The sequence below is a fragment of the Brevundimonas guildfordensis genome (assembly GCF_014836405.1).
In the GTDB taxonomy this organism is placed as follows: domain Bacteria; phylum Pseudomonadota; class Alphaproteobacteria; order Caulobacterales; family Caulobacteraceae; genus Brevundimonas; species Brevundimonas guildfordensis.
On record NZ_JACSQU010000001.1, the window covers coordinates 1622302 to 1647360 of the forward strand.

General features: G+C 67.5%; 29 protein-coding genes and 1 tRNA gene. 20 read left to right on the top strand and 10 right to left on the bottom strand.

Features of this window, described 5'->3' with window-relative positions:
* Positions 1–82: 82 nt before the first annotated feature.
* Entirely contained in the window at positions 83–790 is a 708-nt protein-coding gene (gene mtgA, locus H9656_RS07870; protein WP_191743596.1) for a monofunctional biosynthetic peptidoglycan transglycosylase, read from the bottom strand.
* Between the two features lie 40 nt (positions 791–830).
* Positions 831–1796, bottom strand: a complete 966-nt coding sequence (locus H9656_RS07875; protein ID WP_191743597.1) for a WD40 repeat domain-containing protein — start codon at positions 1794–1796, stop codon at positions 831–833.
* An 88-nt stretch (positions 1797–1884) separates the two neighbouring features.
* On the opposite strand from H9656_RS07875, the gene H9656_RS07880 reads away from it, so the two are divergent.
* The gene (locus H9656_RS07880) at positions 1885–2571 is read left to right on the top strand and encodes an alpha/beta fold hydrolase (RefSeq protein ID WP_191743598.1); all 687 of its coding nucleotides are present in this window, start codon (positions 1885–1887) and stop codon (positions 2569–2571) included.
* A gap of 12 nt (positions 2572–2583) precedes the next feature.
* Here the strand turns inward: H9656_RS07880 and H9656_RS07885 are convergent, their stop codons facing one another.
* The 4 genes from H9656_RS07885 to H9656_RS07900 all read right to left on the bottom strand — a co-directional run bounded on the left by H9656_RS07885 (position 2584) and on the right by H9656_RS07900 (position 5647).
* Entirely contained in the window at positions 2584–2781 is a 198-nt protein-coding gene (locus tag H9656_RS07885; protein ID WP_191743599.1) for a DUF2093 domain-containing protein, read from the bottom strand.
* Entirely contained in the window at positions 2778–3872 is a 1095-nt protein-coding gene (locus H9656_RS07890) for a CobW family GTP-binding protein (RefSeq protein ID WP_191743600.1), read from the bottom strand. The genes H9656_RS07885 and H9656_RS07890 overlap by 4 nt, the downstream gene beginning before the upstream one ends.
* Before the next feature lie 47 nt (positions 3873–3919).
* Positions 3920–4888: a cation diffusion facilitator family transporter gene (locus H9656_RS07895; RefSeq protein ID WP_191743601.1), complete on the bottom strand. Its 969-nt coding sequence runs from the start codon at positions 4886–4888 to the stop codon at positions 3920–3922.
* A 90-nt stretch (positions 4889–4978) separates the two neighbouring features.
* Entirely contained in the window at positions 4979–5647 is a 669-nt protein-coding gene (locus H9656_RS07900) for a hypothetical protein (RefSeq protein ID WP_191743602.1), read from the bottom strand.
* A gap of 293 nt (positions 5648–5940) precedes the next feature.
* Here H9656_RS07900 and rplU point away from each other — a divergent pair, with 293 nt between their 5' ends.
* The 11 genes from rplU (at position 5941) to ptsN (ending at position 13405) form a co-directional block, all read left to right on the top strand.
* Positions 5941–6429, top strand: a complete 489-nt coding sequence (gene rplU, locus H9656_RS07905; RefSeq protein WP_087140381.1) for a 50S ribosomal protein L21 — start codon at positions 5941–5943, stop codon at positions 6427–6429.
* Positions 6430–6525: 96 nt separating this feature from the next.
* A complete protein-coding gene (gene rpmA / locus H9656_RS07910) occupies positions 6526–6810 on the top strand; it encodes a 50S ribosomal protein L27 (RefSeq protein WP_087140382.1) in 285 nt (94 codons plus the stop codon).
* Between the two features lie 176 nt (positions 6811–6986).
* Positions 6987–7520 (top strand): GNAT family N-acetyltransferase, encoded by a 534-nt coding sequence (locus H9656_RS07915; RefSeq protein ID WP_191743603.1) that lies wholly within the window; start codon positions 6987–6989, stop codon positions 7518–7520.
* Between the two features lie 124 nt (positions 7521–7644).
* Positions 7645–7731: transfer RNA gene (locus H9656_RS07920), tRNA-Leu, on the top strand.
* 176 nt (positions 7732–7907) lie between these two features.
* Positions 7908–8522 (top strand): ribonuclease D, encoded by a 615-nt coding sequence (locus tag H9656_RS07925; RefSeq protein WP_191743604.1) that lies wholly within the window; start codon positions 7908–7910, stop codon positions 8520–8522.
* A 21-nt stretch (positions 8523–8543) separates the two neighbouring features.
* Positions 8544–9206 (top strand): LPS export ABC transporter periplasmic protein LptC, encoded by a 663-nt coding sequence (gene lptC, locus H9656_RS07930; RefSeq protein ID WP_191743605.1) that lies wholly within the window; start codon positions 8544–8546, stop codon positions 9204–9206.
* Positions 9203–9700, top strand: coding sequence for an LptA/OstA family protein (locus tag H9656_RS07935; protein WP_191743606.1), 498 nt, complete (start codon positions 9203–9205; stop codon positions 9698–9700). Before lptC ends, H9656_RS07935 begins: the two co-directional genes overlap by 4 nt.
* Positions 9701–9706: 6 nt before the next feature.
* On the top strand, positions 9707–10507 hold the full coding sequence (gene lptB / locus H9656_RS07940; RefSeq protein ID WP_191743607.1) for an LPS export ABC transporter ATP-binding protein: 801 nt from the start codon (positions 9707–9709) through the stop codon (positions 10505–10507).
* A gap of 109 nt (positions 10508–10616) precedes the next feature.
* Complete coding sequence (gene rpoN, locus H9656_RS07945; protein WP_191743608.1) at positions 10617–12137, top strand: RNA polymerase factor sigma-54; 1521 nt, start codon at positions 10617–10619, stop codon at positions 12135–12137.
* A gap of 76 nt (positions 12138–12213) precedes the next feature.
* Entirely contained in the window at positions 12214–12861 is a 648-nt protein-coding gene (gene hpf / locus H9656_RS07950; protein ID WP_191743792.1) for a ribosome hibernation-promoting factor, HPF/YfiA family, read from the top strand.
* A gap of 79 nt (positions 12862–12940) precedes the next feature.
* Complete coding sequence (gene ptsN / locus H9656_RS07955; RefSeq protein WP_191743609.1) at positions 12941–13405, top strand: PTS IIA-like nitrogen regulatory protein PtsN; 465 nt, start codon at positions 12941–12943, stop codon at positions 13403–13405.
* A gap of 54 nt (positions 13406–13459) precedes the next feature.
* Here ptsN and H9656_RS07960 read toward each other — a convergent pair whose 3' ends face one another.
* Together H9656_RS07960 and H9656_RS07965 are read right to left on the bottom strand one after the other, a co-directional pair.
* Complete coding sequence (locus H9656_RS07960; RefSeq protein WP_003169641.1) at positions 13460–13714, bottom strand: DUF1150 family protein; 255 nt, start codon at positions 13712–13714, stop codon at positions 13460–13462.
* A 59-nt stretch (positions 13715–13773) separates the two neighbouring features.
* A complete protein-coding gene (locus tag H9656_RS07965) occupies positions 13774–14196 on the bottom strand; it encodes an Hsp20 family protein (RefSeq protein WP_191743610.1) in 423 nt (140 codons plus the stop codon).
* Positions 14197–14418: 222 nt separating this feature from the next.
* Here H9656_RS07965 and H9656_RS07970 point away from each other — a divergent pair, with 222 nt between their 5' ends.
* Both H9656_RS07970 and H9656_RS14215 read left to right on the top strand, forming a co-directional pair.
* The gene (locus H9656_RS07970; RefSeq protein WP_191743611.1) at positions 14419–15093 is read left to right on the top strand and encodes an OmpA family protein; all 675 of its coding nucleotides are present in this window, start codon (positions 14419–14421) and stop codon (positions 15091–15093) included.
* Positions 15094–15213: 120 nt separating this feature from the next.
* Positions 15214–15336, top strand: coding sequence for a hypothetical protein (locus H9656_RS14215; RefSeq protein WP_263598610.1), 123 nt, complete (start codon positions 15214–15216; stop codon positions 15334–15336).
* A gap of 10 nt (positions 15337–15346) precedes the next feature.
* On the opposite strand, the gene H9656_RS07975 is transcribed toward H9656_RS14215, so the two are convergent.
* Both H9656_RS07975 and H9656_RS07980 read right to left on the bottom strand, forming a co-directional pair.
* Positions 15347–16663 (bottom strand): UDP-glucose dehydrogenase family protein, encoded by a 1317-nt coding sequence (locus H9656_RS07975; RefSeq protein ID WP_191743793.1) that lies wholly within the window; start codon positions 16661–16663, stop codon positions 15347–15349.
* Positions 16664–16837: 174 nt separating this feature from the next.
* Positions 16838–17998, bottom strand: a complete 1161-nt coding sequence (locus tag H9656_RS07980) for an OmpA family protein (RefSeq protein WP_191743612.1) — start codon at positions 17996–17998, stop codon at positions 16838–16840.
* Positions 17999–18242: 244 nt separating this feature from the next.
* Between H9656_RS07980 and H9656_RS07985 the strand changes: the two genes are divergently transcribed.
* Genes H9656_RS07985 through H9656_RS08010 form a run of 6 tightly spaced genes read left to right on the top strand, consistent with a single transcriptional unit; the run spans position 18243 to position 25052 of the window.
* On the top strand, positions 18243–19565 hold the full coding sequence (locus H9656_RS07985; protein WP_191743613.1) for a glycosyltransferase family 4 protein: 1323 nt from the start codon (positions 18243–18245) through the stop codon (positions 19563–19565).
* A 4-nt stretch (positions 19566–19569) separates the two neighbouring features.
* Complete coding sequence (cysD, locus tag H9656_RS07990) at positions 19570–20499, top strand: sulfate adenylyltransferase subunit CysD (protein ID WP_191743614.1); 930 nt, start codon at positions 19570–19572, stop codon at positions 20497–20499.
* Positions 20499–22349: an adenylyl-sulfate kinase gene (cysC, locus tag H9656_RS07995; RefSeq protein WP_191743615.1), complete on the top strand. Its 1851-nt coding sequence runs from the start codon at positions 20499–20501 to the stop codon at positions 22347–22349. The genes cysD and cysC overlap by 1 nt, the downstream gene beginning before the upstream one ends.
* A gap of 5 nt (positions 22350–22354) precedes the next feature.
* A complete protein-coding gene (locus H9656_RS08000) occupies positions 22355–23179 on the top strand; it encodes an ABC transporter permease (protein WP_191743616.1) in 825 nt (274 codons plus the stop codon).
* 44 nt (positions 23180–23223) lie between these two features.
* Positions 23224–24384, top strand: coding sequence for a chain-length determining protein (locus tag H9656_RS08005; protein ID WP_191743617.1), 1161 nt, complete (start codon positions 23224–23226; stop codon positions 24382–24384).
* Positions 24384–25052 (top strand): ABC transporter ATP-binding protein, encoded by a 669-nt coding sequence (locus H9656_RS08010; RefSeq protein ID WP_191743618.1) that lies wholly within the window; start codon positions 24384–24386, stop codon positions 25050–25052. Before H9656_RS08005 ends, H9656_RS08010 begins: the two co-directional genes overlap by 1 nt.
* Positions 25053–25059: the final 7 nt, after the last annotated feature.

Sequence of the window (25059 nt, forward strand, 5' to 3'; positions counted from 1 at the left end):
CCGCAGTCGGCTTCAGCATGGCGCCGGTCGGTTAAGGCTTGGCCCCAAGTTCACGGTTAACAGCGCGTTGCCGCGACAGACCTCAGCGGCGGTCGACGCAGGCGTCCAGGCCTTGCTGGCGCACCGTGCCCATGGCCGCCTGGATGCGGGCGGCGCGGCGGCGGACATAGGGGCCGGAATTGGCCGCCTTGTAGCGGCGCGGGCTGGGCAGGATGGCGGCCAGACGCGCGGCCTCGGCGGCGGTCAGCTTGTCCGCGCTCTTGTTGAACCAGTGGCGCGAGGCGGCCTCGGCGCCATAGACGCCCGGCGCCCATTCGGCGACGTTCAGATACATCTCCATGATCCGGCGCTTGCCCCAGCCGATCTCGATCAGGCCGGTGTAGCCGACCTCGAGCCCCTTCCTGACCCAGTCGCGGCCGGGCCACAGGAAGACGTTCTTGGCGGTCTGCTGACTGATGGTGGAGCCGCCGCGCACCTTGCCCGAGCCATTCTGTTCGGCGCGCTCATTGGCCTCCAGCGCCTTCTGGATGGCCTCGACGTCGAAACCGTGGTGCTGGCAGAAGCGGGCGTCCTCGGCGGCGATCACCGCCTCGACCAGCCGCGGCGAGATCTTGTCCAGCGAGCGCCAGCGATAATCCATCCCGTGCCCGGCGGCCGCCTGCTTGACCATCAAAATCGTGACGAGAGGCGGCAGAAAACGATGCACCGCCACCCCGGCCAGCGGGAACAGGGCCAGGATCACAAGCAGGGTCAGAAGCGGGCGACGCTTCCGGTGCTTCGCGCGGGTCATGCCGTCATCCTGCCTCAGCCAAGCTTCAGCGCAAGGCCGATCAGAGCGAAGCCACGCCGGCGTGACCGTCTTCGTCGGCCCAGGCGATGCGGGCGGCGCCCGAACTCATGGCCAGGGCGGTGATGGGGGCGCCCTTGTCCTGTTTGACGAACTGAAGGCCGCGCCCGGCCGGATCGGCCCACCAGACGCGCCCGTCCTCCAGCCCCGCCGCCAGACGGCCGTGGGCGGAGGCGGCGGCGACCTGGGCGATCAGGGTCGTCTCGTCATAGCCGATCTCGGTCGCCTCGCGGCCCATCGGCCCGTTGGCGCCGACGAAGGGCCACAGCACCACGCCCTGCGCGCCCGAGGTGGCCAGCAATTGGCCCTTGGCCATGAAGGCGAAGCTCTTGATCTTGGACGGATAGCCGCCCATCCGCATGTTCTTCTGATCCTTCAGCCGCCAGCCGTGCAGCTGGTTGTCCTGCATGGAGGTGACGACAAAGGCGCCGTCGGTCGAGAAGCCGACCGCCAGATGCGACCCGGCCCAGGCCAGCTTGGTCGGCTGCTGCTGCTCGATGCGGGCGTACCACAGCCAGGCGCCGCCATAGGTCGAGGCGGCGATGCGGCGGCCCTTGGGATCGAAGGCCACGCCCGACACGGTGCGCTCGTGCTGGAACTCGCGGCGGAAGTGCGGGTCCTTGACGTCCAGCACGCTCAGCGTCCGGCCCGAGGAGAAGGCGATCAGGCCCGACTCGGCCGAGGCGGCCACGGCGTCGATCCATTGGCCCTTGGTCTGGGCCAGCAGGACGGCCTCGCCCTCGCGGCTCCAGACCAGCTTGCCGTCGTCGCCGCCAGTGACGATCCCCTCGCCCGAGGGGTGGACGCAGGCGCACAGGACGGCGCCGTCATGGACCTCGCTGCGGGCGCCGTTCTCGAAGCGCACCGAGCCGTCGCCCAGGGCGAAGATCGCGCCGGTCTTGTCGAACAGGGCGGCGGTGACCTGGGCGTCGAAGGAGAAGGTCGTCATGTCGGCTCACGCGGGGCGAAGGAGAAGTCGGATGCGCCTCATAACCTCCCCCGTCGCGTCTGTCGCGTGGCGGGTCTATGAGGGGCCCATGACCCTGCTGCTCATTCCCGGCTTCATGGCCGATGCGACCCTGTGGGACGCCATGACCGACGATCTGGCCCCGTTCGGCCCGCTGGTCGCCACCGATCTCAGCCGGGGCGAGGATATCGAGCGCATGGCGGCGGCGATCCTGAGCGACGCGCCTGGCCGGTTCGTCGCCGTGGGCTTCTCCATGGGCGGCTATGTGGCGCGCGAACTGGCGCGGATCGCGCCGGAACGGGTCGAGGCCCTGATCCTGATCGCCACCTCGGCGCGCGGGGATACCGAGGAGTTGATCCGCCAGCGGCGCTCGGCCCTGAAGGCGCCGCCGAAGGCCTTCAAGGGGTTGAGCCGTCCGGCCATCGTCTCGTCCCTGCACCCCGATCTGGCGGGCGACGAGGCGATGATCGCGCGGGTGCGCGACATGGGCTTGCGGCTGGGCGGCGAGGTGTTTCACCGCCAGTCGGCCATGGCGCGGGCGGGCGATCTGGAGCGGCTGGGCGAGATCCGTCAGCCGACCCTGATCGTGGCGGCGGACGCCGACCGCCTGCGCGGTTTGGACGAGGCCGAGGAACTGCACCGCGGGATCACCGGCTCGACATTGGCGACGGTGACGCTCAGCGGCCACATGATCCCGCTGGAACAGCCGAAGGCGCTGGCGCGGGTGATGACGGAATGGCTGAAAACCCTCCCCTGATGGGAGAGGACTTTACTTGCGCGTCTCCAGCCAGCGCTTCGTCATCAGTTCGCCGGACGCATAGGCCTCCTGGAGCTCGACGCTCCAGTAATTGAGGGCCTCCAGCGGGATCGGCGCGCCCGAGACCGCGCAGCGAACGAAATCGCCGCCCTGCATGATCTCGAAATCGGGCGTGCCGTAGATCAGCTTGGCTTCGACACGTCCCGTCATGCCGCGCAGGCCTCGAACCCGGCCTTCAGGGCGGCTTCGTCCAGGTCGCGTCCGATGAAGACGGCGCGGCTCCAGCGGCGTTCCTTCTCGCCCCAGGGCTGCTGCAAGTCGCCCTCAAGGATCATGTGCACGGCCTGGAAGACCAGGCGGCGATCCTCGCCCTGAACGTCGATGATGCCCTTGGCGCGCAGGATGTTCTGGCCCTGCTCGCCCAGCAGCTTGTCCAGCCAGGCGGTGAACTTCTGGCCGTTCAGCGGACGGTCCAGCGTCAGGGAAATGCCCTTGATGTCGTCCTCATGGGCGTGGCCGCGCGGGCCATGGTCGTGAGCGTGGTCGTGGTCGTGACCGCAATGCTCGTCGTGGACGTGCTCTTCGGCATGGTCATGGCCGTGGCCGCAGTGTTCGTCGTGGACGTGCCCCTCGGCGCCGTGGGGCGGATTCACGAAGTCCGGCTTGACCTCGAGGATGCGCTCCAGATCGAAGGCGTGCAGACCCAGCACCTGATCCAGCGGCACGTTCGAGCGCTCGGCGCGGACGATGGGGGCCAGCGGGTTCAGCGCGCGCAGGCGGGCCTCGACCTCGGCCAGAGCGGCCTCGTTCACCAGATCGATCTTGTTCAGGATGATGCGGTCGGCGAAGGCGACCTGCTCGCGCGCCTCTTTAGAGTCGTCCAGACGCGCCATGACGTGTTTGGCGTCGACCAGAGCCGTCACGCTGTCCAGCTGGGTCTTGGCCTTGACCTCGTCGTCGACGAAGAAGGTCTGGGCCACCGGGCCGGGGTCGGCCAGGCCGGTCGTCTCGACGATGATGGCGTCGAAGGCGGGCTTGCCGGGGCGCTGGCGCTTCATCAGGCCGTTGACCACGCGGATCAGGTCGCCGCGCACCGTGCAGCAGACGCAGCCGTTGTTCATCTCGAACACGTCCTCGTCGGCGCCGACCACCAGGTCGTTGTCGATGCCGATCTCGCCGAACTCATTGACGATGACGGCGTAACGCTTGCCGTGATCCTCGGTGAGGATGCGGTTCAGCAGGGTGGTCTTGCCGGCGCCGAGGTAGCCGGTGAGGACGGTGACGGGAGTCTTCTGGGTCATGGGCGCTAGATGGCGGCTGAAGGCCGCCTTGGGAAGAGGCGAACCGCTCAGCAGGCCGGACAATCGGGCAGCACGCCCGTTTCCAGCTGCAGCGTCGTGTGGCTGATGTCGAAGCGGCCGCGCGCCAGCCCTTGCGCCTCGGCCAGAAGGGCGTCGGGATCGGGGCGCTGATGCACCAGGTGGGCGGTCAGGGCGGCGTCCGTGGTCGACAGGCCCCAGACGTGCAGGTCGTGCACCGCCGTCACGCCCGGCAGAGCCAGAAGCGCGCTGCGGATCTCGGCCACGTCCAGACCGTTGGGCGCGGCGTCCAGCGCCAGATTGACCGAGTCCTTCAGCAGGCCCCAGGTGCCGATCATGATGACGGCGACGATGATCAGGCTGACGATGCCGTCGATCAGAGACCAGCCCGTGAACAGTATCACGGCGCCGGCGACGACCACGCCCAGCGAGACCCCGGCGTCGGCCATCATGTGCAGATAGGCGCCGCGCACGTTCAGATCCTTGTGCTGGTCCTTCATGAACATCAGGGCGGTGCCCAGGTTGATGATGAAGCCGATCCCCGCCACGGCGATGATGACGCCCGAGGCGACCGGCGCCGGCTCGGCCAGACGGCGCACCGCCTCGAAGGCGATGGCCCCGCAGGCGAAGATCAGCAGCAGGGCGTTGCCCAGGGCCGCCAGCACCGTCGCCTTGCCGTAGCCGTAGGTGCGCCGGGCCCCTGCGGCGCGCCGGGCCAGCCAGGCCGCGCCGCCCGCCATGGCCAGGCCGAGGACGTCTGACAGGTTGTGCCCCGCGTCGGCCATCAGGGCGGTGGAGTCGGCGATGAAGCCCGCCGTGAACTCGACAGCGACAAAGACCAGGTTGACGATCAGGCCGACGGCGTAGCGCCAGTCGCCGGTGTCGGTCGGGCCGTGATGATGGCCGCCGATGCCGTGGCTGTGGCCGTGGCCGTGGCCGTGGCCATGTGTATGGGCGTGGGGAGGACCGTCATGGTCGTGAGCATGATCGTGCGCCATGTCCCCTCCTCTAGGCCGGCGTCCGCGGCCCGGTCAATGCTCGCCAACCGCAAGTCATTGAATGTAAATATATAACCTATCAGACTCGGGTCAGTGCTGATGCGTCAGCACCAGGAAGCCGATCAGGATCAGCGCCCCGCCCAGAATGGCGCCTTCATAGCGCGCCCACCGCTCCAGACGCAGGATGGAGTAGCCCGCCGTGGCCAGAGCCGCCAACAGGGTCATGCCCAGCACCGTCCCCGCCGCGAACACCAGCGTCAGAAGGCCTAGCGCCCAGAAGCCTTCGGTCGCCGAGGACAGATAGATGGGCAGAAGCACCTCGCCCGGGGTGACCGCCATCATCAGCACCAGCCCCAGGAAAGCCGCCCGATCAGATACGGCGGGTCCGGCCCCATCGCCCGCGTCCACCGCCGGGCCGCCGGCCGTCGCCGTACGCTTCAACGACGCCTTGGCCAGATAGAAGGCGCCGAACAGGAACAGCAGACCCGCCGACAGATGCGGCAGAAGCCCCTCGACCCAGCGGTTCAGCGCCAGACCCGCCGCCACGATCAGCGACCCCACCAGGGCCGTCGACGCGATGTGCGCCAGACCGGCCGTCACTACGGTCGTCATCACCCGCGCCACGCTCCAGCGCTGCGCCCGCCCGACCAGGACGAACGGCAGCCAGTGGGTCGGCAGGGCTGCGTGCAGGAAGGCCGCGACGAAGCCGCCGCCCAGAAGCGACAGCAGAACCGGCTCGGCGAGATCGGGAGAGGACATGGCCGCTCCCTTAGAGTGTTACCTTATAACAGTCGAGCAGAATCGGCGAAGAATCTTCGTCCGCGGCGTCGCGCCGCGTCTTCTATATAAGGACCGGGTCTCCCCCACGCGCTTGCATCGCCCGTGCATCAAGGCCACAGAGTCGGCTCGGAACCCGTTTCGGGCGGGTTTTGCCCCCTTGGGCGTCCGTTTCACGTTGACTCTTCCGTGACCATCCGTATATGTCGCCGCTCTTCGCCCGCAGGGTCTCCTGGCGGGCGCATCCATTTTTGCGTTCACGCTGAGGCTTCCTAATGTACGCGGTGATCAAGACCGGCGGAAAGCAGTACCGGGTTCAACCGGGCGATGTGATTGTTGTCGAGAAGATCGACGGCGACGCTGGCGCTGCCGTCAATTTCGGTGAAGTCCTCATGCTGGGCGGTGACAAGGGTGTGACGGTCGGCGCTCCGCTGATCGACGGCGCCGCTGTCGCAGCCACGCTGATCGAGACCCGCAAGGGCGAGAAGATCAAGATCTTCAAGAAGATCCGTCGTCAGGGCTATCGCCGCACGAACGGCCATCGCCAGATGGAATCGGTCCTGCGCATCACCGGCATCGAAGGCGCCGGCGAGAAGGCCAAGTGGGACGGCACGGTCGACCTGATGACCAAGGCCGAGATCAACGCCCGCGCTCGCGGCCTGGCCCCGCGCGTCGAAGCTGTCGAAGCCGAGGCCCCGAAGGCCAAGAAGGCTCCGGCCAAGAAGGCCGCCAAGGCTGACGCCGCCGAAGGCGCCGAAGCCTAAGATTTTCACCGGCGCTGGATCAGCGCCTAGCAGGACAGATGGAGCGCTCAAGCAGCCCGAACGGGCGGTAGCGCACCAAGGAAGAGGAGCAGCAAGATGGCTCACAAGAAATCTGGCGGTTCGTCGCGTAACGGCCGCGACTCAGAGTCGAAACGCCTTGGCGTGAAGAAGTTCGGCGGCGAGCGCGTGCTGGCCGGCAACATCCTCGTGCGTCAGCGCGGCACCAAGTTCCACCCGGGCACCAACGTCGGCCTGGGTCGCGACCATACCCTGTTCGCCACTGTGACCGGCTCGGTGCAGTTCACCACTAAACGTGGCGGCCGTTGTTACGTGTCGATTCTCCCGGCCAACGACGACGCCCAGGCGATGGCCGCCGAGTAACGCGAAGCCAGGACAGTATTTCCCCGGATCGCGTTGCTCTCGACAGCAGCCGATCCGGACCAAGGGAAAATGTTCCGCGGGGAGTCTGGATCACCAGGCTCCCCGTTTGCGTTTCCCCGCCTCGAAGCCGCCCGAGCCCTCCAAGGAGGCGGCGCTGAAGACATCGAGGCCGAACCATGTGCGTGATCGAAACCTCCCCCGTCGTCGAGACGCGGCGCCTGCTCCTGCGCGCCCCCGGCGCGCAGGACGTGTCGCGGATCGCCGCCCTGGCCAACGACCACGACATCGCTCGCATGACCATGCGGATGCCCCACCCCTTCGGGGTCGATGAGGCCGAGGACTTCGTCCTTCAGGTGGCGTCCCAGGACCCGAAGAAGGCCAACACCTTCCTGATCGAACACGAGGACCACGGCCCCGTGGGCGTCATCGGCATGTTCCACGACGCCGACGCCGTGCCTGAGACCGGCTACTGGATCGGCCGCGAGTTCTGGGGCCGGGGCTATGCGACCGAGGCGCTGCAAGGCGCCCTGGTCTGGGCCTCGACCCGGTGGCGGCGCCGCGCGCTGATGGCCGGCCACTTCGCGGATAATCCCGCCTCCGGCCGGGTGCTGGAAAAGGCGGGCTTCCTCTACACCGGCGAGACCCGTCCGGCCTTCAGCCGCGCGCGGGGCGAGAGCGCCGATACGCGGATGATGGTCTGGCTGGCCTGATAATGCGCGGATTTCCCGGAGCTTTTGGTCAACGGCGCAGTTTTTTCACGAAACCGAAAAAAGCCTGTTGACCGCCCCGAGGGTCCCCCCTATTAGTCCGGCCCTCGGCGGGGCGACCCACCGGGCCCAGGTGGCGGAATTGGTAGACGCGCTGGCTTCAGGTGCCAGTGGCTTAACGGTCGTGGAAGTTCGAGTCTTCTCCTGGGCACCATTTCTCAAGCGGCGCTGTATCCGATAGGATGCGGCGCCGTTTGTCATTTCGGCCCTGATCTCCCCTCCCCTGCGGCCGCGACGGCGGAGTCGAGCCTTTCGTTCTGGCGCCTGTGTTCTGGCGGTGGCGCGAGGTTCGTCTATGTTGCGGCCTGAACGACTGACGAGTTTGCGCGCATGACCGTTTATTTCCACGAAGGCGACCTGCCCGACGGCCTGGACCTGGGTCCCGAGGTGGCGATCGATTCCGAGACGATGGGCCTGCGCTTCCGCCGCGATCCGCTGTGCGTGGTGCAACTGTCGTCGGGCGACGGAAACGCCCACGTCGTGCGCCTGAACCGTCCGGCCTATGACTGCCCCAACCTGAAACGGCTGCTGACCGATCCGAAGGTGCTGAAGATCTTCCACTTCGGCCGTTTCGACATCGGCATGTTCGAGCTGCACCTGGGCGTCGAGACGCGCCCCGTCTACTGCACCAAGATCGCGTCCAAGCTGGCGCGCACCTACACCGACCGCCACGGCCTGAAGGACGTGGCCAAGGAACTGGCCGGGATCGACATGTCCAAGGCGCAGCAAAGCTCTGACTGGGGCTCGGCCGAACTGAGCCAGGCGCAGCTGGACTACGCCGCCTCGGACGTTCTTCACCTGCACGCCATCATGAACCGGCTGAACGAGATGCTGGTCCGCGAGGGCCGCATGGAGCTGGCCCAGGCCTGCTTCGACTTCCTGCCCATGCGTTCGCGCCTCGACCTGGCCGGTTGGGACGAGATCGACATCTTCGCCCACGCCTAAAGGATCGGACCCGAGACGCCGATGAGCGAGCCCGACGTCCAGGACGAGCAGAAGCGCGCCGACGAGGCGCGCGTCGCCCGCGCCGGCGAACGCTGGCGCACGCGCTCGCGACGGGTGAAGCTGTATCGGCGCGTCCTGCCGATCGTCATCGTGATGCTGGCGGGCGGCGCCCTGACCTGGACCGTGTTCAGGACCGTCATGTCGGGGGTCGAGCGCAAGGCCAGCGAGAGCCGCGAAATCCGGCTGGATAATCCGATGTTCCATGGCCAGGACGCGCAAGGGCGCTCCTTCGTCATCGGCGCCCAGGGCGCGGTGCGCGACCCGGCCACCGGCCATTTCCGCCTGGTCGGCCCCCTGCTGCGGCTGAACCTGGGGGCGCGCAAGACGACGGAGCTGAGCGCGGACGGCGGGACCTATATCGAGACCCAGCGCAAGGTCGTCATCGGCCCGAACGTGAAAATCTCCGACGGCGGCACCGGCTGGGAGCTGACCACGCCGGAAGCTGTGGTCGACACCGACACCGGGGTGGTCACCGGCGACAAGGGCGTGCAGGGTCGCGGCCCCCTTGGAAGCATCGATGCTTCGTCTTATGCGATCTATGATCAGGGCCAGAGGGTCGTCTTCAACGGCCAGGGCGAAAACAAGGTAACCGGGACGATCAATCCCGCCGGAGCCGACCGATGAAGATGTCAAAGTCGAAGCTGACGATCGCGGGCGCGGCCCTGCTGACCGCCCTGATGCTGCCCGCCGTTTCGGGCGCGCAGAACGCCAACAGCCGCGGCGACGCCAGCCGTCAGCCGGTCCAGTACGGCGCCGACAGCGGCGAATACACGCCCGACGGCTTCTCGCTGCGCGGCCGGGCCGAGGTGACGCAAGGCGGCAACCGCCTGCGCGCCGACGCCATCCGGGGCTTTACGTCCAATGGCGACCTGAATCGCATTGAGGCCAGCGGCGGAGTCTACTTCGTCACCCCGGACCAAAGCATGAAGGGCGACCGCGCCGTCTACACCCTGAACGACGGCAACGTCGTGGTGACCGGCGACGTCATCCTGACCCAGGGCAAGAGCGTCCTGACCGGCAGCCGCCTCGTCTACAACGTCCGCACCGAGACGGCGCGCATCGAGGGCGGCGGCGCTAACGGCCGCGTCCAGGGCGTCTTCTACCCGCAAGGGAACTGAGGCGGCGTGGCGCGTAAGGAACTCTCCGCCCTGAACCTGGACGCGCCGGTCGTCGAGACCGCCGCGCCGACGGTCGAAGCAGCCGGACCGACCGGTCTGCGCGTCGAGCACATCGCCCGCAGCTTCGGCCAGCGACAGGTGGTGCGGGACGTCTCGCTGAACGTCCAGCGCGGCGAGGTCTGCGGCCTGCTGGGCCCCAACGGGGCGGGCAAGACGACCTGCTTCTACATGATCACCGGCCTGATCCCCGCCGACAGCGGCTCGATCTGGCTGGACAATGAGGACATCACCCAGCAGCCCATGTACCAGCGCGCCCGTATGGGCCTGGGCTATCTGGCCCAGGAAGCCTCCATCTTTCGCGGCATGACCGTCGAGCAGAACGTCAAGGCCGTGGTCGAACTGCGCGAAAAGACCGCCGCCGGCGCGCGCGACGAGACCACTCGCCTGCTGGAAGAGCTGCGTATCGACCACCTGCGCCACGCCCCGGCCACGGGCCTGTCGGGCGGCGAGCGGCGGCGCGTGGAAATCGCCCGCGCCCTGGCGGCGCGGCCCAGCTTCATGCTGCTGGACGAGCCGTTCGCCGGCATCGATCCGCTGGCCATCGCCGATATCCGCCAGGTCATCCGCTATCTGTCGGGCCAAGGGATCGGCGTGCTGATCACCGACCACAATGTGCGCGAGACGCTGGACATCATCGACCGCGTTTCGATCATCTCGTCCGGCGCGGTCCTGTTCGAAGGCACGGCGGACGAAGCCGTCGCCGACGCCGAGGTGCGCCGCGTCTATCTGGGCGAGATGTACGGCTAAGACGCCTGATCCACGCCCGGCGGCGACGGCCGCTCACCGCCCGTTAACGGCTCTGCCCCATCATCCTCAGCAAGAAGCGGGCCACTCGGCCCGCAGGCGGGGTTGAGACGTGATCGGTCAGAGGCTTGAGGTCAGGCAGGGGCAGGGGCTGGTCATCACGCCCCAGCTGCAGCAGGCGATCAAGCTGCTGCAACTGTCGAACCTGGAGCTGGAGGCCTTCGTCGAGGCCGAGCTGGAACGCAATCCCCTGCTGCAACGCGACGAGGCCGACGCCGGCGGCGACAGCGCCCCGGAAGCCGCCAACGACGCCGCCTCGGCTGAAGGCGGCGGCGAGGCGGAGCTGAGTTTCGTCGAGGGGTCCGACGCCCACGCCCAGAACATGGACGCCGGCTCGGACGATCTGTACGGCGACGCCGCGCCCGGCGAACGGGTCAGCGACCGTCAGGAGGACGGCGCCGCCGCCCAGCCGGGCCTGAACGACTGGTCCCGCGCCGGAGCGGGCGGCATGGCCCACGGCGAGGAACGCGAGCGCCCCGATCATCGCGACCTGACCCTGTGGGAGCACCTGCAGGCCCAGGCCTCGGCGGCGGGCCTGTCGGCGGCCGATCACGGCATCGCCCTGACCCTGATCGACGCCACGGACGAAGGCGGTTACCTGCGCGCCGATCTGGCCGAGATCGCCGACCGGCTGGGCGTGGACATCGCCCGCGTGGAAGCGGTTCTGACCGTCTGCCACGGCTTCGAGCCGACGGGGGTGATGGCCCGTTCGATCGCCGAATGCCTGACGCTGCAACTGGTCGAGCGCAACCGCTTCGATCCGGCGATGGCCGCCCTGCTGGAGAACCTGGAGCTTCTGGCGCGGCGCGACCTGACCGCCCTGCGCAAGGCCTGCGGCGTCGACGCCGAGGATCTGGCCGAGATGATCGCCGAACTCAAGGGCCTAACGCCGCGCCCCGGCGCCGGGTTCGGCGGCGAGCCCGCCCAGACGGTCGTGCCGGACGTTCATGTGCGGCCCGACCCGGCCGGCGGCTGGCGGGTCGAGCTGAACGCCGACACCCTGCCCCGGCTGCTGATGGACAAACGCTATCATTCGGTGATTGCGGCGGGCGCCCGGTCCGACACCGAGAAGACCTTCGTCGCCGACTGCGCCGCCCAGGCCAGCTGGCTGGTCAAGTCGCTGGACCAGCGCGCCAAGACCATCCTCAAGGTCTCGTCGGAGATCGTTCGCCAGCAGGACGCCTTCCTGGCCTTCGGCGTCGAGTTCCTGCGCCCGCTGACGCTGAAGACGGTGGCGGAAGCCATCGAGATGCACGAATCCACCGTCAGCCGCGTCACCTCGAACAAATACGTCTCTACCCCGCGCGGGGTGTTCGAGCTGAAGTTCTTCTTCACCGCCGCCATCCAGTCCAGCGACGGCGGCGCCGCACATTCGGCCGAAGCGGTGCGCCGCCGGATAAAGACCATGATCGACGCCGAGGACGCGGACGGCGAGGTCCTAAGCGACGATCGGATCGTCGAAATCCTCAATGAGGCCGGCATCGACATCGCCCGGCGCACGGTCGCCAAGTATCGGGAAGCCTTGAAAATTCCGTCGTCCGTTCAACGACGCCGCCTGCTCAAGACCGCCTGATCACGCCCCCGCCAAGCTTCACCACAAATCGGTGATCGACGTTGACACCAAATGCGGTCCGTCGCGTTGTATGGCTATGCAGATACAAGTCAGCGGCAAGCAAGTGGATGTCGGCGAAGCGCTAGGCTCGCGCATCTCCCAGGAACTCGAAGAGGGCATCGGCAAATATTTCGCCCGCGGCGCTCAGGACGCCGAGGTCGTGGTCTCCAAAGACCGCCATGGTTTCCGTGTCGATTGCTGGGTGCGTCTGGCTTCGGGCCAATCGCTGGTGACGACCGGCTTCGGCGGCGACGCCCAGGCCGCTTTCGCCGACAGTCTGGACAAGCTGGAGAAGCGCGTCCGTCGCTACAAGCGCCGCCTGAAAGACCACCACATCGGTCCCAAGGGCCTGTCGCCCGAAAAGACCGAGGACGCGGCGCGCGAAGTGGCCGCCCTGACCATCTTCCGCGATCCCGATTCGGTCGAGGATGAAGAATTCGGCGACGCGGGCCGCCCGGACGAACCGCCCCCGGTGGGCATGGTGATCGCCGAGACCCAGTCCGAGATCCGCACCCTGACTGTGGGGCGCGCCGTGGCCGAACTGGACATGACCGGCTATCCGCTGGTGATGTTCCGCAACGCCGCCCACGGCGGCTTGGCCGTGGTCTATCGCCGCCCCGACGGCAACGTGGGCTGGATCGATCCGGAGCGCACGGTGAACGGCGCGGCCAAGCGCGTCGGCTGAAACACTTCCTATGGAAGGGCGAAGGCGCTATTAGGCCCTCGCCCTTCCGCACATGTCGGGTACCGTTTTCGGGGTAGTCATGGACATTGCTGATTTGCTGTCGTCGGACGGGATCGTCCTGCGCGGCGGCGCGTCATCCAAACGTCAGGCGCTGCACGCCGTGGCCGAGGCCTTCGCCAGCGCCACCGGCATGGACGCCGAGCGCGCTTTCGAGGCTCTGCTGGAACGCGAAGCCCTGGGCTCCACCGGCCTGGGCTCGGGCGTCGCCGTGCCGCACGCCCGCATCAAGGGTCTAGAGCAGGTCTGCGCCGTCTTTGTCCGGCTGGACACGCCGGTCGCCTATGAATCGCTGGACGATCGTCCGGTCGATCTGCTGTTCGCCCTGTTTGCGCCGACGGACGCCGGGGCCGAGCACCTGCGCGCCCTGGCGGCGGTGTCGCGCGCCCTGCGCTCGCCGGAGCTGCGCGAACAACTGCGTCAGGCGCGCACCGTGGACGCCATTCGCGCCCTGTTCGTCAAGGACGTATCCAAAACGGCCGCCTGATCGGCCGATAAGGCGCGGCGCCGAACGGCCCGCGCCTTCGTCTTCTCGCAGAAATCAGTGGACGGAGACCGGCTCCAGCTCGTGCGCCACCGCGGCGGCGAAAGCGGTTTCGCGGTCCAGCATGACGGCCAGACGCTCGCCGTCAGCGCCGTGCACCGCATAAAGAATTTGATCGGGATCGATCTCGATGTCCGCCGCCGGCTCGACATGGGCGTCGGCCATCACGTCCGAAGCGCGGATCGCGCGCACATAGACGAGATCGGGGGCGCCGAACCCGGCAAAGTCTTTTTTAGTCATGATGGGCGTCATAAGACCGCCTCCTTACGCTTGACTGAACGCCCGGAAAGCCGAGCGGTTCGACGGCCGTTTCAGCCCGTCGTAGTGATGGGTATGCGCCGCACCAGCTTTTCCTGTTCCGGGCGGATCAGCTCGACGTGCAACAGGCCGTGCTCCAGCTGCGCGCCTGAGATCTCCAGCCCGTCGGCCAGGACGAAGCTGCGCACGAAACCGCGCGCGGCGATCCCACGATGCAGGAAGGCCTGGGGATCGCGGCCTGCATCCTCGCGCTTGCCGGTGATGGTCAGTTGGCGCCCCTCGACCGTGACGGACAGGTCGTCCGGCGTGAACCCGGCCACCGCCAGGGTGATGCGGACGGCCGCCTCGCCGATCTGTTCGACGTTATAGGGCGGATAGCTCTCGCCCGCCGCCTTGGCGGCGCGGTCGATCAGCGCTCGGGTATGATCAAAACCGAGCAGGAAAGGACTGTCGAAAAGCACAGCGCGCGTGGTCATGGGGTCCTCGTGGCAAGCGACCTCGGCCGTCCGGCGCCTCCCGCAATCGGCAAAGCGCCCGGCCGCGGTTACAGATGGGGGCCAAGGGCGGCGTGGTCAACGCTCGCCGGGGTCGCAGCCGCATCACAAAGCCGGTGCGCGCCGTTCAGCGTCGGTACAGGTTGGAACCTTCACCATACACCCCGCGTTTCTGCGACCGGATCACTAGCGAAAGGATCACCTATGCGCGCCAAGCTTGCCGTGACAGGCCTGAGCATCGCCGCCCTGCTGGGCGCCGCCGCCTGCACCACCACTGACCCCTACAGCTCCGCACCGCGTCGCAACAACACCGGCACGGGGGCCATCGCCGGCGCCGTGGGCGGCGCCCTGCTGGGCTATCTGACCAACACCTCGAGCGGCGAACAGGGCCGCAAGAACGCCTTGATCGGCGCGGGCGTCGGCGCCCTGGCCGGGGCCGGCGTGGGCCAATACATGGACCGCCAGCAACGCGCGCTGGAAGCCGAGCTTTCGGGCACCGGCGTCGGCGTGGCGCGCCAGGGCGACAACCTGGTCCTGCGCATGCCGTCGGACGTGACCTTCGCCACCAACCAGTCGTCGCTGGACGCCCGCTTCCTGCCGGTGCTGGACGACGTGGCCCGCGTGCTGAACGAATACGACCGGTCGATGGTCGACGTCATCGGCCACACCGACTCCTCGGGCGGCGACGCGATCAACCAGCCCCTGTCGGAGCGCCGCGCCTCGTCGGTCGCCTCCTATCTGATCGATCGCGGCGTGATGCGCGAGCGTCTCTACGTCGCCGGGATGAGCGCCCGCAATCCGATCGGCTCTAACGCGACGGTTGAGGGCAAGGCGCAGAACCGCCGGGTCGAAATCCTGATCCGCCCGTTCACCGGCTGATCAGCAGGCCTGATCGAGGATAGAGGGCGGCCCCGAACGGGCCGCCCTTTTTCTTTGCGTCCGCACGCCTTGCAGTTCCCTCCCGCCACAGCTTTGGTGGCCGTGGTCAGGGAGATACGCATGGATGACGACGCACCAGGCCGGAGGCTGGGCACGGCGTTGAGGCTAGGCGCCACAGCGGCCTTCGCCGCCGTAGTCACGGCCGCCGTCGTCATCGCGGCCGGACGGGCCCTGCTCTTCTGAGTTGCCCGCCTCAGGCCGCGTGGTCGGGGCGGCCGATCGAAGTGTAGCGGAAACCGCGCGCCTTCATGTCATCCGGACGATAGACGTTGCGAAGGTCGACCATGACCGGCTGCCTCAGCAGCAGCTTGACCCGGTCCAGATCCAGGGCGCGGAACTGGTTCCACTCGGTGAGGATGACCGCGACATCCGCGCCCTCGACCGCGTCATAGGGACCGCTCTTGAAAACCACGCCGTCCAGAAGTTTGGCGGCCTCCTCCATGCCTTCCGGGTCATAGGCCTGAACTGTCGCGCCGCGCGCGATCAGGGCGGGCGCCACATCCAGCGACGGCGCGTCGCGCATGTCGTCGGTGTTCGGCTTGAAGGTCAGGCCCAGCAGAGCGACCGTCTTGCCCTTCAGGTCGCCGCCCAGGGCATCGGCCACGCGGTCGGCCATGGCCTGCTTGCGGGCGTCGTTGATGGCCACCGTGGTCTCGATCAGGCGAACCGGCGCGCCGGCGTCGGTCGCAGTGCGCACCAGGGCCAGGGTGTCTTTGGGGAAGCACGAACCGCCGTAGCCGGGCCCGGCGTGCAGGAATTTGGAGCCGATGCGGTTGTCCAGGCCGATGCCGCGGGCGACCTGCTGCACATCGGCGCCGACCGCCTCGCACAGGTCGGCGACCTCGTTGATGAAAGTGATCTTCATCGCCAGGAAGGCGTTGGCCGCGTATTTGATCAGTTCCGACGTGCGACGGCCGGTGAACATGATCGGCGTCTCGTTCAGGTTCAGCGGGCGATAGAGCTCGGCCATGACCGCGCGGGCGCGCTCGTTATCGGTCCCGACAACGACGCGGTCAGGGCGCTTGAAGTCGCCGATGGCGGCCCCTTCGCGCAGGAACTCGGGGTTGGAGACGACGGCGAATTCGGCGTCGGGGCGGCGCTCGCGGATGATGCGCTCGATCTCGTCGCCGGTGCCGACCGGGACGGTCGACTTGGTCACCACGACGGTGAAGCCCTGCATTAGATCGGCGATTTCCTCGGCCGCGGCATAAACGTAGGACAGGTCGGCGTGGCCGTCGCCGCGCCGCGAAGGAGTGCCCACGGCGATGAAGACGGCGTCGGCGCTGCGGATGGCCTCGGCGCCGTCCGTGGCGAACGCCAGGCGCCCGCCCTTGACGTTGGTCGCCACCAGATCGTCGAGCCCCGGCTCATAGATGGGCATGATGTTCTGGCGCAGGCGGTCGATCTTGGAGGCGTCCTTGTCGACGCAGGTCACCGTGTGGCCGAAATCGGCGAAACAGGCCCCAGACACCAGGCCGACATAGCCCGTTCCGATCATGGCGACGCGCATCATGCACTCCTCTTGAAGTCGTCCTCAGCAGATAGCCGCCGATGATGACAGGCGCCAGCAAGGGCGGCCTTCAGGCAAAGAAAAAGGACGGTCGGCCCCTGCGGGCTGACCGTCCTTGATCTTATCGACGCTTCTTTGGTCGCGGGGGCTGGGATGATCCAGCCCCCTTGAGCCTTAGAAGTTGATGTCGACGGTGGCGCGGCGGTTCAGCGGCTCACGCACGCCGTCGCCGGTGGCCTTGGCCGGGGCGGTCTCGCCCTTGCCGTCCAGCGAGATCACGCCGCCGTTGACGCCTTGAGCGACCAGGGCGTCAGCCACGGTGCGCGCACGGCGGTTGGACAGGCCCATGTTGTAGGCCGCGTTGCCCGAGGTGTCGGTGTGGCCGACCACCAGCACGCGCGTCGGGGCGCCCGACTTGGCGTAGTTGGCGGCTTGCGTCACCACCGAGCGGGCTTCCGCCGTCAGGTCCGAACGGTCGAAGTCGAAGTAGACCACGAACTGACGCGCAGCCGGCTTGGCCGGAGGCGGCGGCGGCGGCGGCGGGGGCGGCGGGGGAGGCGGCGGGGGCGGCGGCGGCGGCGGCGGCGGCGGCGGGGCTGCCGGCTCGGCGCCGAACGCATAGCGCAGGCCCAGCGTCACGGTGTGCGACTGGTCATAGTCGCCCGCCAGGGTGCCGAACGGAATGGCGCCCGTGCCAGCGGTGCTGGTGTCGAACTCCATGTCGCCCGTCAGGTAACGGTACGTCAGGTCGATGTTGGCGCGATCCGTGACGGCCCAGGCCAGACCGGCGATCGCCTGAGCGGCGAACTTGGTCGAGCTGTCGTCCGCGGCGAAGGCCACGCCCGGGGTCTGACGCAGGCGGCCGATGGTGTCGGTGTTGACGCGGTTGGCGCCCACGCCCAGGCCGACGAACGGACGCAGGGTCCAGTCCGGCGAACCGAAGTCATAGATGACGTTGGCCATCAGGGTGGTCGACGTGATGTCGCCGTCCGGCGAGTGGCACGCACCGGTGGCCGGCGTCAGGTTGCACAGGCCTTGCGGGCCCGAGACGGCGCGAACGGTGCCGATGTCGCCCGAGCGGTAGCCGCCTTCGAGCTCAACACGCCAGTTCGGGTTGAAACGGTAGCCCAGGCGCGCAAAAGCCGCCCAGCCGTCGTTCACTTCCCAGTTCCAGTTGTGACCGGTCGCCGAAGCTTCCGTGTTGATGTCGTCGATGATGTGGTAGCCGGCGTCGATCGCGCCGTACCAGCCATCGGGCTCAGCCGATGCTGCGCCGGCCGACAGGGCCAGGGCGGCCGCCGCGCTCGACGCCAGGATCAAACTCTTGACACGCATGTGATGCGGCCCTCCGAGATCTGTTGTCAGTGTGGCGACGAGAAAAGTCACCTTCAGGCTCCCTAGCAGCGTTGCTATGACGGGTCGAGCGTGAAAGGCATCAAAAGCCACAGCTTAAGCGGAAAGCGTTGCCTGCGAGATACAGGGGTGAAGAGGAGGTTAACATCGCCTCCCTTAGCGCCCCTTGACCTGAGGATCAGGGTGTCGTCCACATCCGGCTGCATCATCGGGTCAGCTCATCTCAATGTCTTCTATCTGTATCGACGGCTTCAACCTGGCGCTCGCGAAAGGCTCGGGGATCGCCACCTATGGGCGCAACCTGCTGATCAACGCGCGCGAGATCGGTCTGGGCACGCAGGTGCTTTACGGTCCAGCAGCGGCCCGCAAGGCCAGCAATGTCGTCAACGAGACGGCCTTGACCGACGCCGAGCGACCGCCCGAAAAGCTGAACCGAAAGAAGAAGATCCGGCGATTCCGCGATACCTATACGTCGCGCTTCGGGCGCGAGGCGCACGCCATTATCCCTTCGGGCGAGGTCATCTGGCCCAGCCGAGGCGGCGGGCGGCCGGCGGCGGACAGCTTTTGGGCCGCTCAGAACCTGTTCCACACGGCGAACCGCAGCTTCGCAGCCTATGGCAAGGAGACGCCGGTCACCTTCGAACCCTCGGCTGACGCTCCGCGGCCCGACGCCATGCACTGGACGGCGACCCTGCCGCTCTACGCCAAGGGCGTCCCGAACCTTTACACCATCCACGACCTCATCCCGCTGCGCCTGCCGCACACCACGATGGACGACAAGGCCGTTTACATGCGCCTGTGCGAGGCGGTGGCGAAGCGGGCCGACCACATCGCCGTGGTGTCCGAGACGACCCGTCAGGACGTCATCCGCCTGCTGGGCGTGTCCGAGGACCGGGTCACCAACACCTATCAGGCCGTCGACCTGCCGCAGAGCCTGACCTCGCGCTCTCAGGCCGAGGTGGAACTGGAGCTGGAAGGCGTCTTCAATCTGGGCTGGAAGGATTACTTCCTGCACTTCGGCGCCATCGAGCCGAAGAAGAACCTGGGCCGCATTGTCGAGGCCTATCTGGCGTCCGGCAGCAAGACGCCGCTGGTCATCATCGGCGGCCGCGCCTGGCTGGACGAAGGCGAGACCGCCTTGCTGAACCAGGTCAAGCGCGATGGCGGACCCAGCGCCGACCGCATCCGCCAGTACGAATACATGCCCTTCTCCATGCTGATCAGCCTGATCCGAGGGGCCAAGGCCACGCTGTTTCCGTCTCTGTATGAAGGCTTCGGCCTGCCCGTCCTGGAGTCGATGGCCCTGTCGACGGCGGTGCTGACCTCGACCGGCGGCTCCCTGCCCGAAGTCGCCGGGGACGCGGCCGTGATCGTCGATCCCTATGACGTCCAGGCGATGACGCGCGGCATCCAGGCGCTGGACGCGGATGAAGGCCTGCGCCACGACCTGCAGGCGCGCGGCCTGATCCAGGCCGGCAAGTTCACGCCCGCCGCCTATCAGGCGCGCCTGCGCGACCTGTACGGCAAGGTCGGCCTGACGCTGGCCTGATGCCGTGTCTGACGCCCCTTCCGCCCTTTCCGCCGACCGACTGACGCACCTCCAGAGACTGGAGAGCGAGAGCATCCACATCCTGCGCGAGGTGGCGGCCGAGTGCGCGCGTCCGGTGCTGCTGTATTCGATCGGCAAGGATTCGGCGGCCCTGCTTCACCTGGCGCGCAAGGCCTTCCATCCGGCCCCGCCGCCCTTCCCCCTGCTGCACGTCGATACGACGTGGAAGTTCCGCGCCATGTACGCCCTGCGCGACCGCATGGCCGCCGAAAGCGGCATGGAGTTGATCGTCTACGAGAACCCCGAAGCGGTCGAGCGCGGCGTCAATCCGTTCGACCACGGCTCGGCCGTGCATACGGATCTGTGGAAGACGCAAGGGCTGAAGCAGGCGCTGGACCTGCACCGCTTCGACGCCGCCATCGGCGGGGCGCGCCGCGACGAGGAGGCCAGCCGGGCCAAGGAGCGCGTCTTCTCCTTCCGCGGCCCCGGCCACCGCTGGGACCCGCGCCGTCAGCGGCCGGAGCTGTGGAGCCTCTACAATCCGCGCGTCTCGCCGGGGGAGACGATGCGGGTCTTCCCCCTGTCCAACTGGACCGAGCTGGACGTGTGGGACTACATCGCCGCCGAGAACATCCCGGTCGTCAACCTGTATTTCGCCGCGCCGCGCCCCGTGGTGAAGCGCGAGGGCGCCCTGATCGTCGTCGATGACGCCCGGATGCGGCTGAAGCCCGGCGAGACGCCTCAGACACGCACCGTGCGCTTCCGTACTCTGGGCTGCTATCCGCTGTCCGGCGCCATCGAGAGCGAGGCGACGACGCTGGACGCCGTCATCGCCGAGATGCGGGCCTCGCGCAGTTCCGAGCGTCAGGGCCGCCTGATCGACCGCGACCAGGCCGGGTCGATGGAGCGCAAGAAGCAGGAGGGCTATTTCTGATGTCGGCGCCCTCCCCCCAGCGCGACCTGCTGCGCTTCATCACCTGCGGCTCGGTGGACGATGGCAAGTCGACGCTGATCGGCCGACTGCTGCATGACGTCGGCGCCGTGCCCGACGACCAGATCGCCGCCCTGACCGATGCGGACGGCGCGCTGGACTTCTCCCTGCTGGTGGACGGCCTGCTGGCCGAGCGCGAACAGGGCATCACCATCGACGTGGCCTATCGCTATTTCTCGACCGAGCGGCGCAGCTTCATCGTCGCCGACACGCCCGGTCATGAGCAGTACACGCGCAACATGGCCACCGGCGCATCGACCGCCGATGCAGCCATCATCCTGGCCGACGCCCGCAAGGGGGTGCTGACCCAGACGCGCCGCCACGCCCACATCCTGGCGCTGATGGGGGTGCGCCGGGTGGTTCTGGCCGTCACCAAGATGGACCTGGTCGACTGGAGCCAGGCGGTATTCGAGTCCATCGCCGCCGAGTTCGCAGCCTATGCCGCCCGGATCGGGCTGGAGGTCACGGCCATCCCCGTATCCGGCGCGACCGGCGCCAACGTGGCGCGGCGCGGCGAGGACGGCGGCTGGTACGCCGGGCCGACGCTGCTGAAGACGCTGGAGGGACTGCCGCCGCTGTCCGAAGGTCACCTGCCGTTCCGCATGGCCGTGCAGGGCGTGATCCGGCCGAATCTGGACTTTCGCGGCTATACGGGCCGGATCGCTGCGGGCCGCGTGGGGCCCGGCGACGCCGTGCGCGCCCTGCCCTCGGGGGTGACGACCACGGTCGCGCGCGTCCTGGCGCCGACCGAGGACGCCGAACAAGCCAGCGCCGGTCAGTCGGTCGTCCTGACCCTGACCGACGAGATCGACCTGTCGCGCGGCGACGTCCTGTGCGCCGCCGCCGCACCGCTGGAGGTCGCCGACCAATTCGAGGCCGCCGTCATCTGGATGGCCGACGCGGCGCTCCTGCCCGGCCGTCAGTACGACCTGAAGCTGGGCGCCCGCACGGTGGCCGCCTCGATCACCGACATCCGGCACAAGGTCAACGTCAACACCCTGGAACCGCTGGCCGCGCGGACGCTGGAGCTGAACGACATCGGCGTCTGCCACCTGTCGCTGGGCGCCGATATCGCCTTCGCCCCCTATGAGGAAGACCGCGAGATGGGCGGTTTCATCCTGATCGACCGGATGAGCCAGGCGACGGTCGGGGCCGGGATGATCCGCTTCGCCCTGCGCCGCGCCCACAACATCCATCGCCAGCCGATCAAGGTCGACCGCGCCCGCCGCGCCGCCCTGAAGGGTCAGCAACCGGCGGTGCTGTGGTTCACCGGCCTGTCCGGCGCGGGCAAGTCGACCATCGCCAACCTGGTCGAGGAACAGCTGGCCGCCGAAGGGCGCCACACCTATCTGATCGACGGCGACAACCTGCGCCACGGCCTCAGCCGCGACCTGGGCTTCACCGAGGCTGACCGGGTCGAGAACATCCGCCGCGCCGCCGAAGCCGCCCGGATGATGGCCGACGCCGGCCTGATCGTCCTGGTGTCGCTGATTTCGCCCTTCCGCGCCGAACGGGCGATGGCGCGCGAGATGATGGGCGACGTCCCCTTCCTGGAGATCTTCGTCGACGCCCCGCTCGCGACGGTCGAAGCCCGCGACGTGAAAGGCCTCTACGCCAAGGCAAGGCGCGGCGAGCTGCACAACTTCACCGGCATCGACAGCCCCTATGAGGCGCCGGAAAACGCCGAAATCCATGTCCAAACAGAAAAAAATACGGCAGAAGAAGCGGCAAGCGTCATCCTCGACGTTTTCCTGAACGCATCCGGGCGTCCGTCAGGCGCGCGGCCCAGGTAGGTTCGATGGCTTCCGACACCTCAATTTCCGACAGGTCAGCCTCGCTTGCGCGCCGCTTCTTCGCCGGCGTCGAGCATCACCTGCGCATCATCGGGGCCTTGATCCTGCGTGAAATGGCGACCCGCTATGGTCGTCGGGGCCTCGGCTTCGCCTGGATCGTGGGCGAACCTTTGATCTTCTGCTTCGGCGTGATGATCCTGTGGAGCTTCACCAAGTCGCCCTATGAGCACGGCATCCGGCTCGCGCCCTTCGTGATGACGGGATACATGAGCCTGATCATGATCCGGCACATGATCAGCCTGCTATCGAGCGCGCTGCAATCGAACCTGGGGCTGCTCTACCACCGCCGCATCACGCCGATGCACATACTCTCGGCGCGAATCTGCCTCGAACTGGCCGGCAGCACTAGCGCCTTCCTGATCGTCTATCTGGTGCTGCTCAGCATCGAGCAGGTGAGCCTGCCGTTCGACTATCTGCTGCTCTATCAGGGCTGGTTCACCCTGGCCTGGGTCGCCTCGGGCCTGGCTCTGGTGCTCTCTGGCCTGGCCATGCGCTTCGAGGTGTTCGAGCGCATGATCGGGCTGATCAGCTACGCCATGATCCCGCTGTCCGGCGTCTTCTTCATGGTGTCGTGGATGCCGCCCGCCGCCCAGAAGATCTATTTGACCATTCCCTTCGTTCACTGCGTGGAAATGATACGCGCGGCGGTGTTTGGCGAGTTTGTGGTGACCCACTACGATCCGTTGTACCCGGTCATTTGGGGCGCATGTCTTAATATCGCGGGCCTGCTGCTGATCGCAGGCGCTCGCGAGCACATGGCGTCGGACTGACTTTATTTACCATTTATGACCACTCCCGAGGGTAGAAGGCACGCATGGCCGACTCCAAGCTGCAGTACCTAGGCTCCTTGCCCAAGATGCTTCCCGGGCCAAGCGCGACCGGCAAGAAGCGCAAGCTTCCGATCGCCTTCCTGATCGTGGTGGGCGTTCCCACCGCGTTGGCTGCAATCTATTATCTGCTGATCGCCTCGCCGCGATACGTGTCGGAGGCGCACTTCGTCGTCCGTTCAGCGAATGTGTCCCAACCGACGGCCGTCGGCATGGCGTTGAACGTCGTCGGCTTCTCGACCAGCGTCAACGAAGCCTTCGCCGTGCACGAGTATCTGACCTCGCGCGACGGCATGAAGGAAATGCAGAAGCGGTTCGACCTGCGCGCCATTCTGGGCCGTCCCGGAGCAGACGCCCTGTCGCGCTACCCCCGCCCATGGGAAGGCGACAGCGAAGAGAGTCTCTACAAGGCCTTCCAGCGCTTCCTGACGGTCGGCCATGATTCCGGCACCGGCATCAGCACCATCCGCGTGCAGGCCTTTTCCGCCCGCGAAGCCCAGGCGCTCAACCTGGCGATGCTGGACAGCGGCGAGACCCTGATCAACCAGTTGAACGAACGCGCGGCCGCCAACGCCCTGCGCGATGCCGAACGCGACCGCCAGGCCGCCCTGGCCGCCGCCGAAACCGCCAAACAGGCGCTGACCGCCTTCCGCACCTCGACGCGCTTCCTCGATCCGCGCGCCGAAGCGGCTGAAAGCACTCAGGTGAGCGTCACCCTGCTGGTCTCAATCGCCCAGTTGAAAGCCGAACGCGACCAGTTGGCCGCCGAGGCGCCGGCCAGCCCGCAACTGCCGATCCTGAACCGCCGCATCGCCGGGCTGGAACGCCAGGTGGAGGACGCCCGCGCCCGCCTCGCAGGCGGCGCCGACTCCCTGGCGCCCAAGCTGGGCGCGTATGAAGACCTGGTCCTTCAACGCGAGATCGCCGAGCGCCGGGTGTCCCAGGCCGAAGCCAGCCTGCTGACGGCTCAGCAGGACGCAAGCCGCCAAAAGCTCTATCTGGAGCGCATCGTCTCGCCCAGCCTGCCGGACAAGGGCAGCGAGCCGCGCCGCCTGCGGGCGATCTTGACCATCTTCGCCTCGTCGCTTCTGGCCTATGCCATCGGATGGCTGGTCTGGGCCGGCATTCGGGAACACAGGCAGAGCTGATGGCGCTCGAAGAGCCGGGCTTGCGCGTCGTCGACGTCAGCAAGAAATTCAAGTCGAGCAAACGTCCCGTGTTCAAGGACGTCAACTTCGAGCTCGGCCGCTCTGGCCGGCTCGCCCTGCTGGGTCGCAACGGCCAGGGCAAGTCGACGCTCATCCAGATGCTGGGCGGCATCATGCCCCCCAGCACGGGCAAGATCGAATGGAACATGACGACGTCCTGGCCGATCGGCTTCTCCGGCGGTTTCCAGGGCAGTCTGTCCGGGCTGGACAATGTGCGCTTCCTGTCGCGCCTGTATAAGCGCGACTACAAGGAGACCCTGGCGCGGGTCGACGACTTCGCCGAACTGGGCAAGGCCCTGCGCGAGCCGGTCAAGCATTTCTCGTCCGGGATGCGCGCCCGTCTGGCCTTCGGCCTGTCGCTGGCGATCGAGTTCGACTGCTATCTGATCGACGAACTGGTGGCCGTTGGCGACGCCCGCTTCCAACGCAAATGTCAGGAAGGCCTGTTCGAGGATCGCGGCCACTGCGCCTTCCTCATGGCGTCGCACGATACCAATCTGATCACCCGCTACTGCGATCGAGCCCTGATCATCGAGAGCGGTAAGGCCAAGATCTTCGACGACATCAAGGAAGCCGTCGAAGTCTACACCTGGCTGCGCGCCGCCTGACATGACA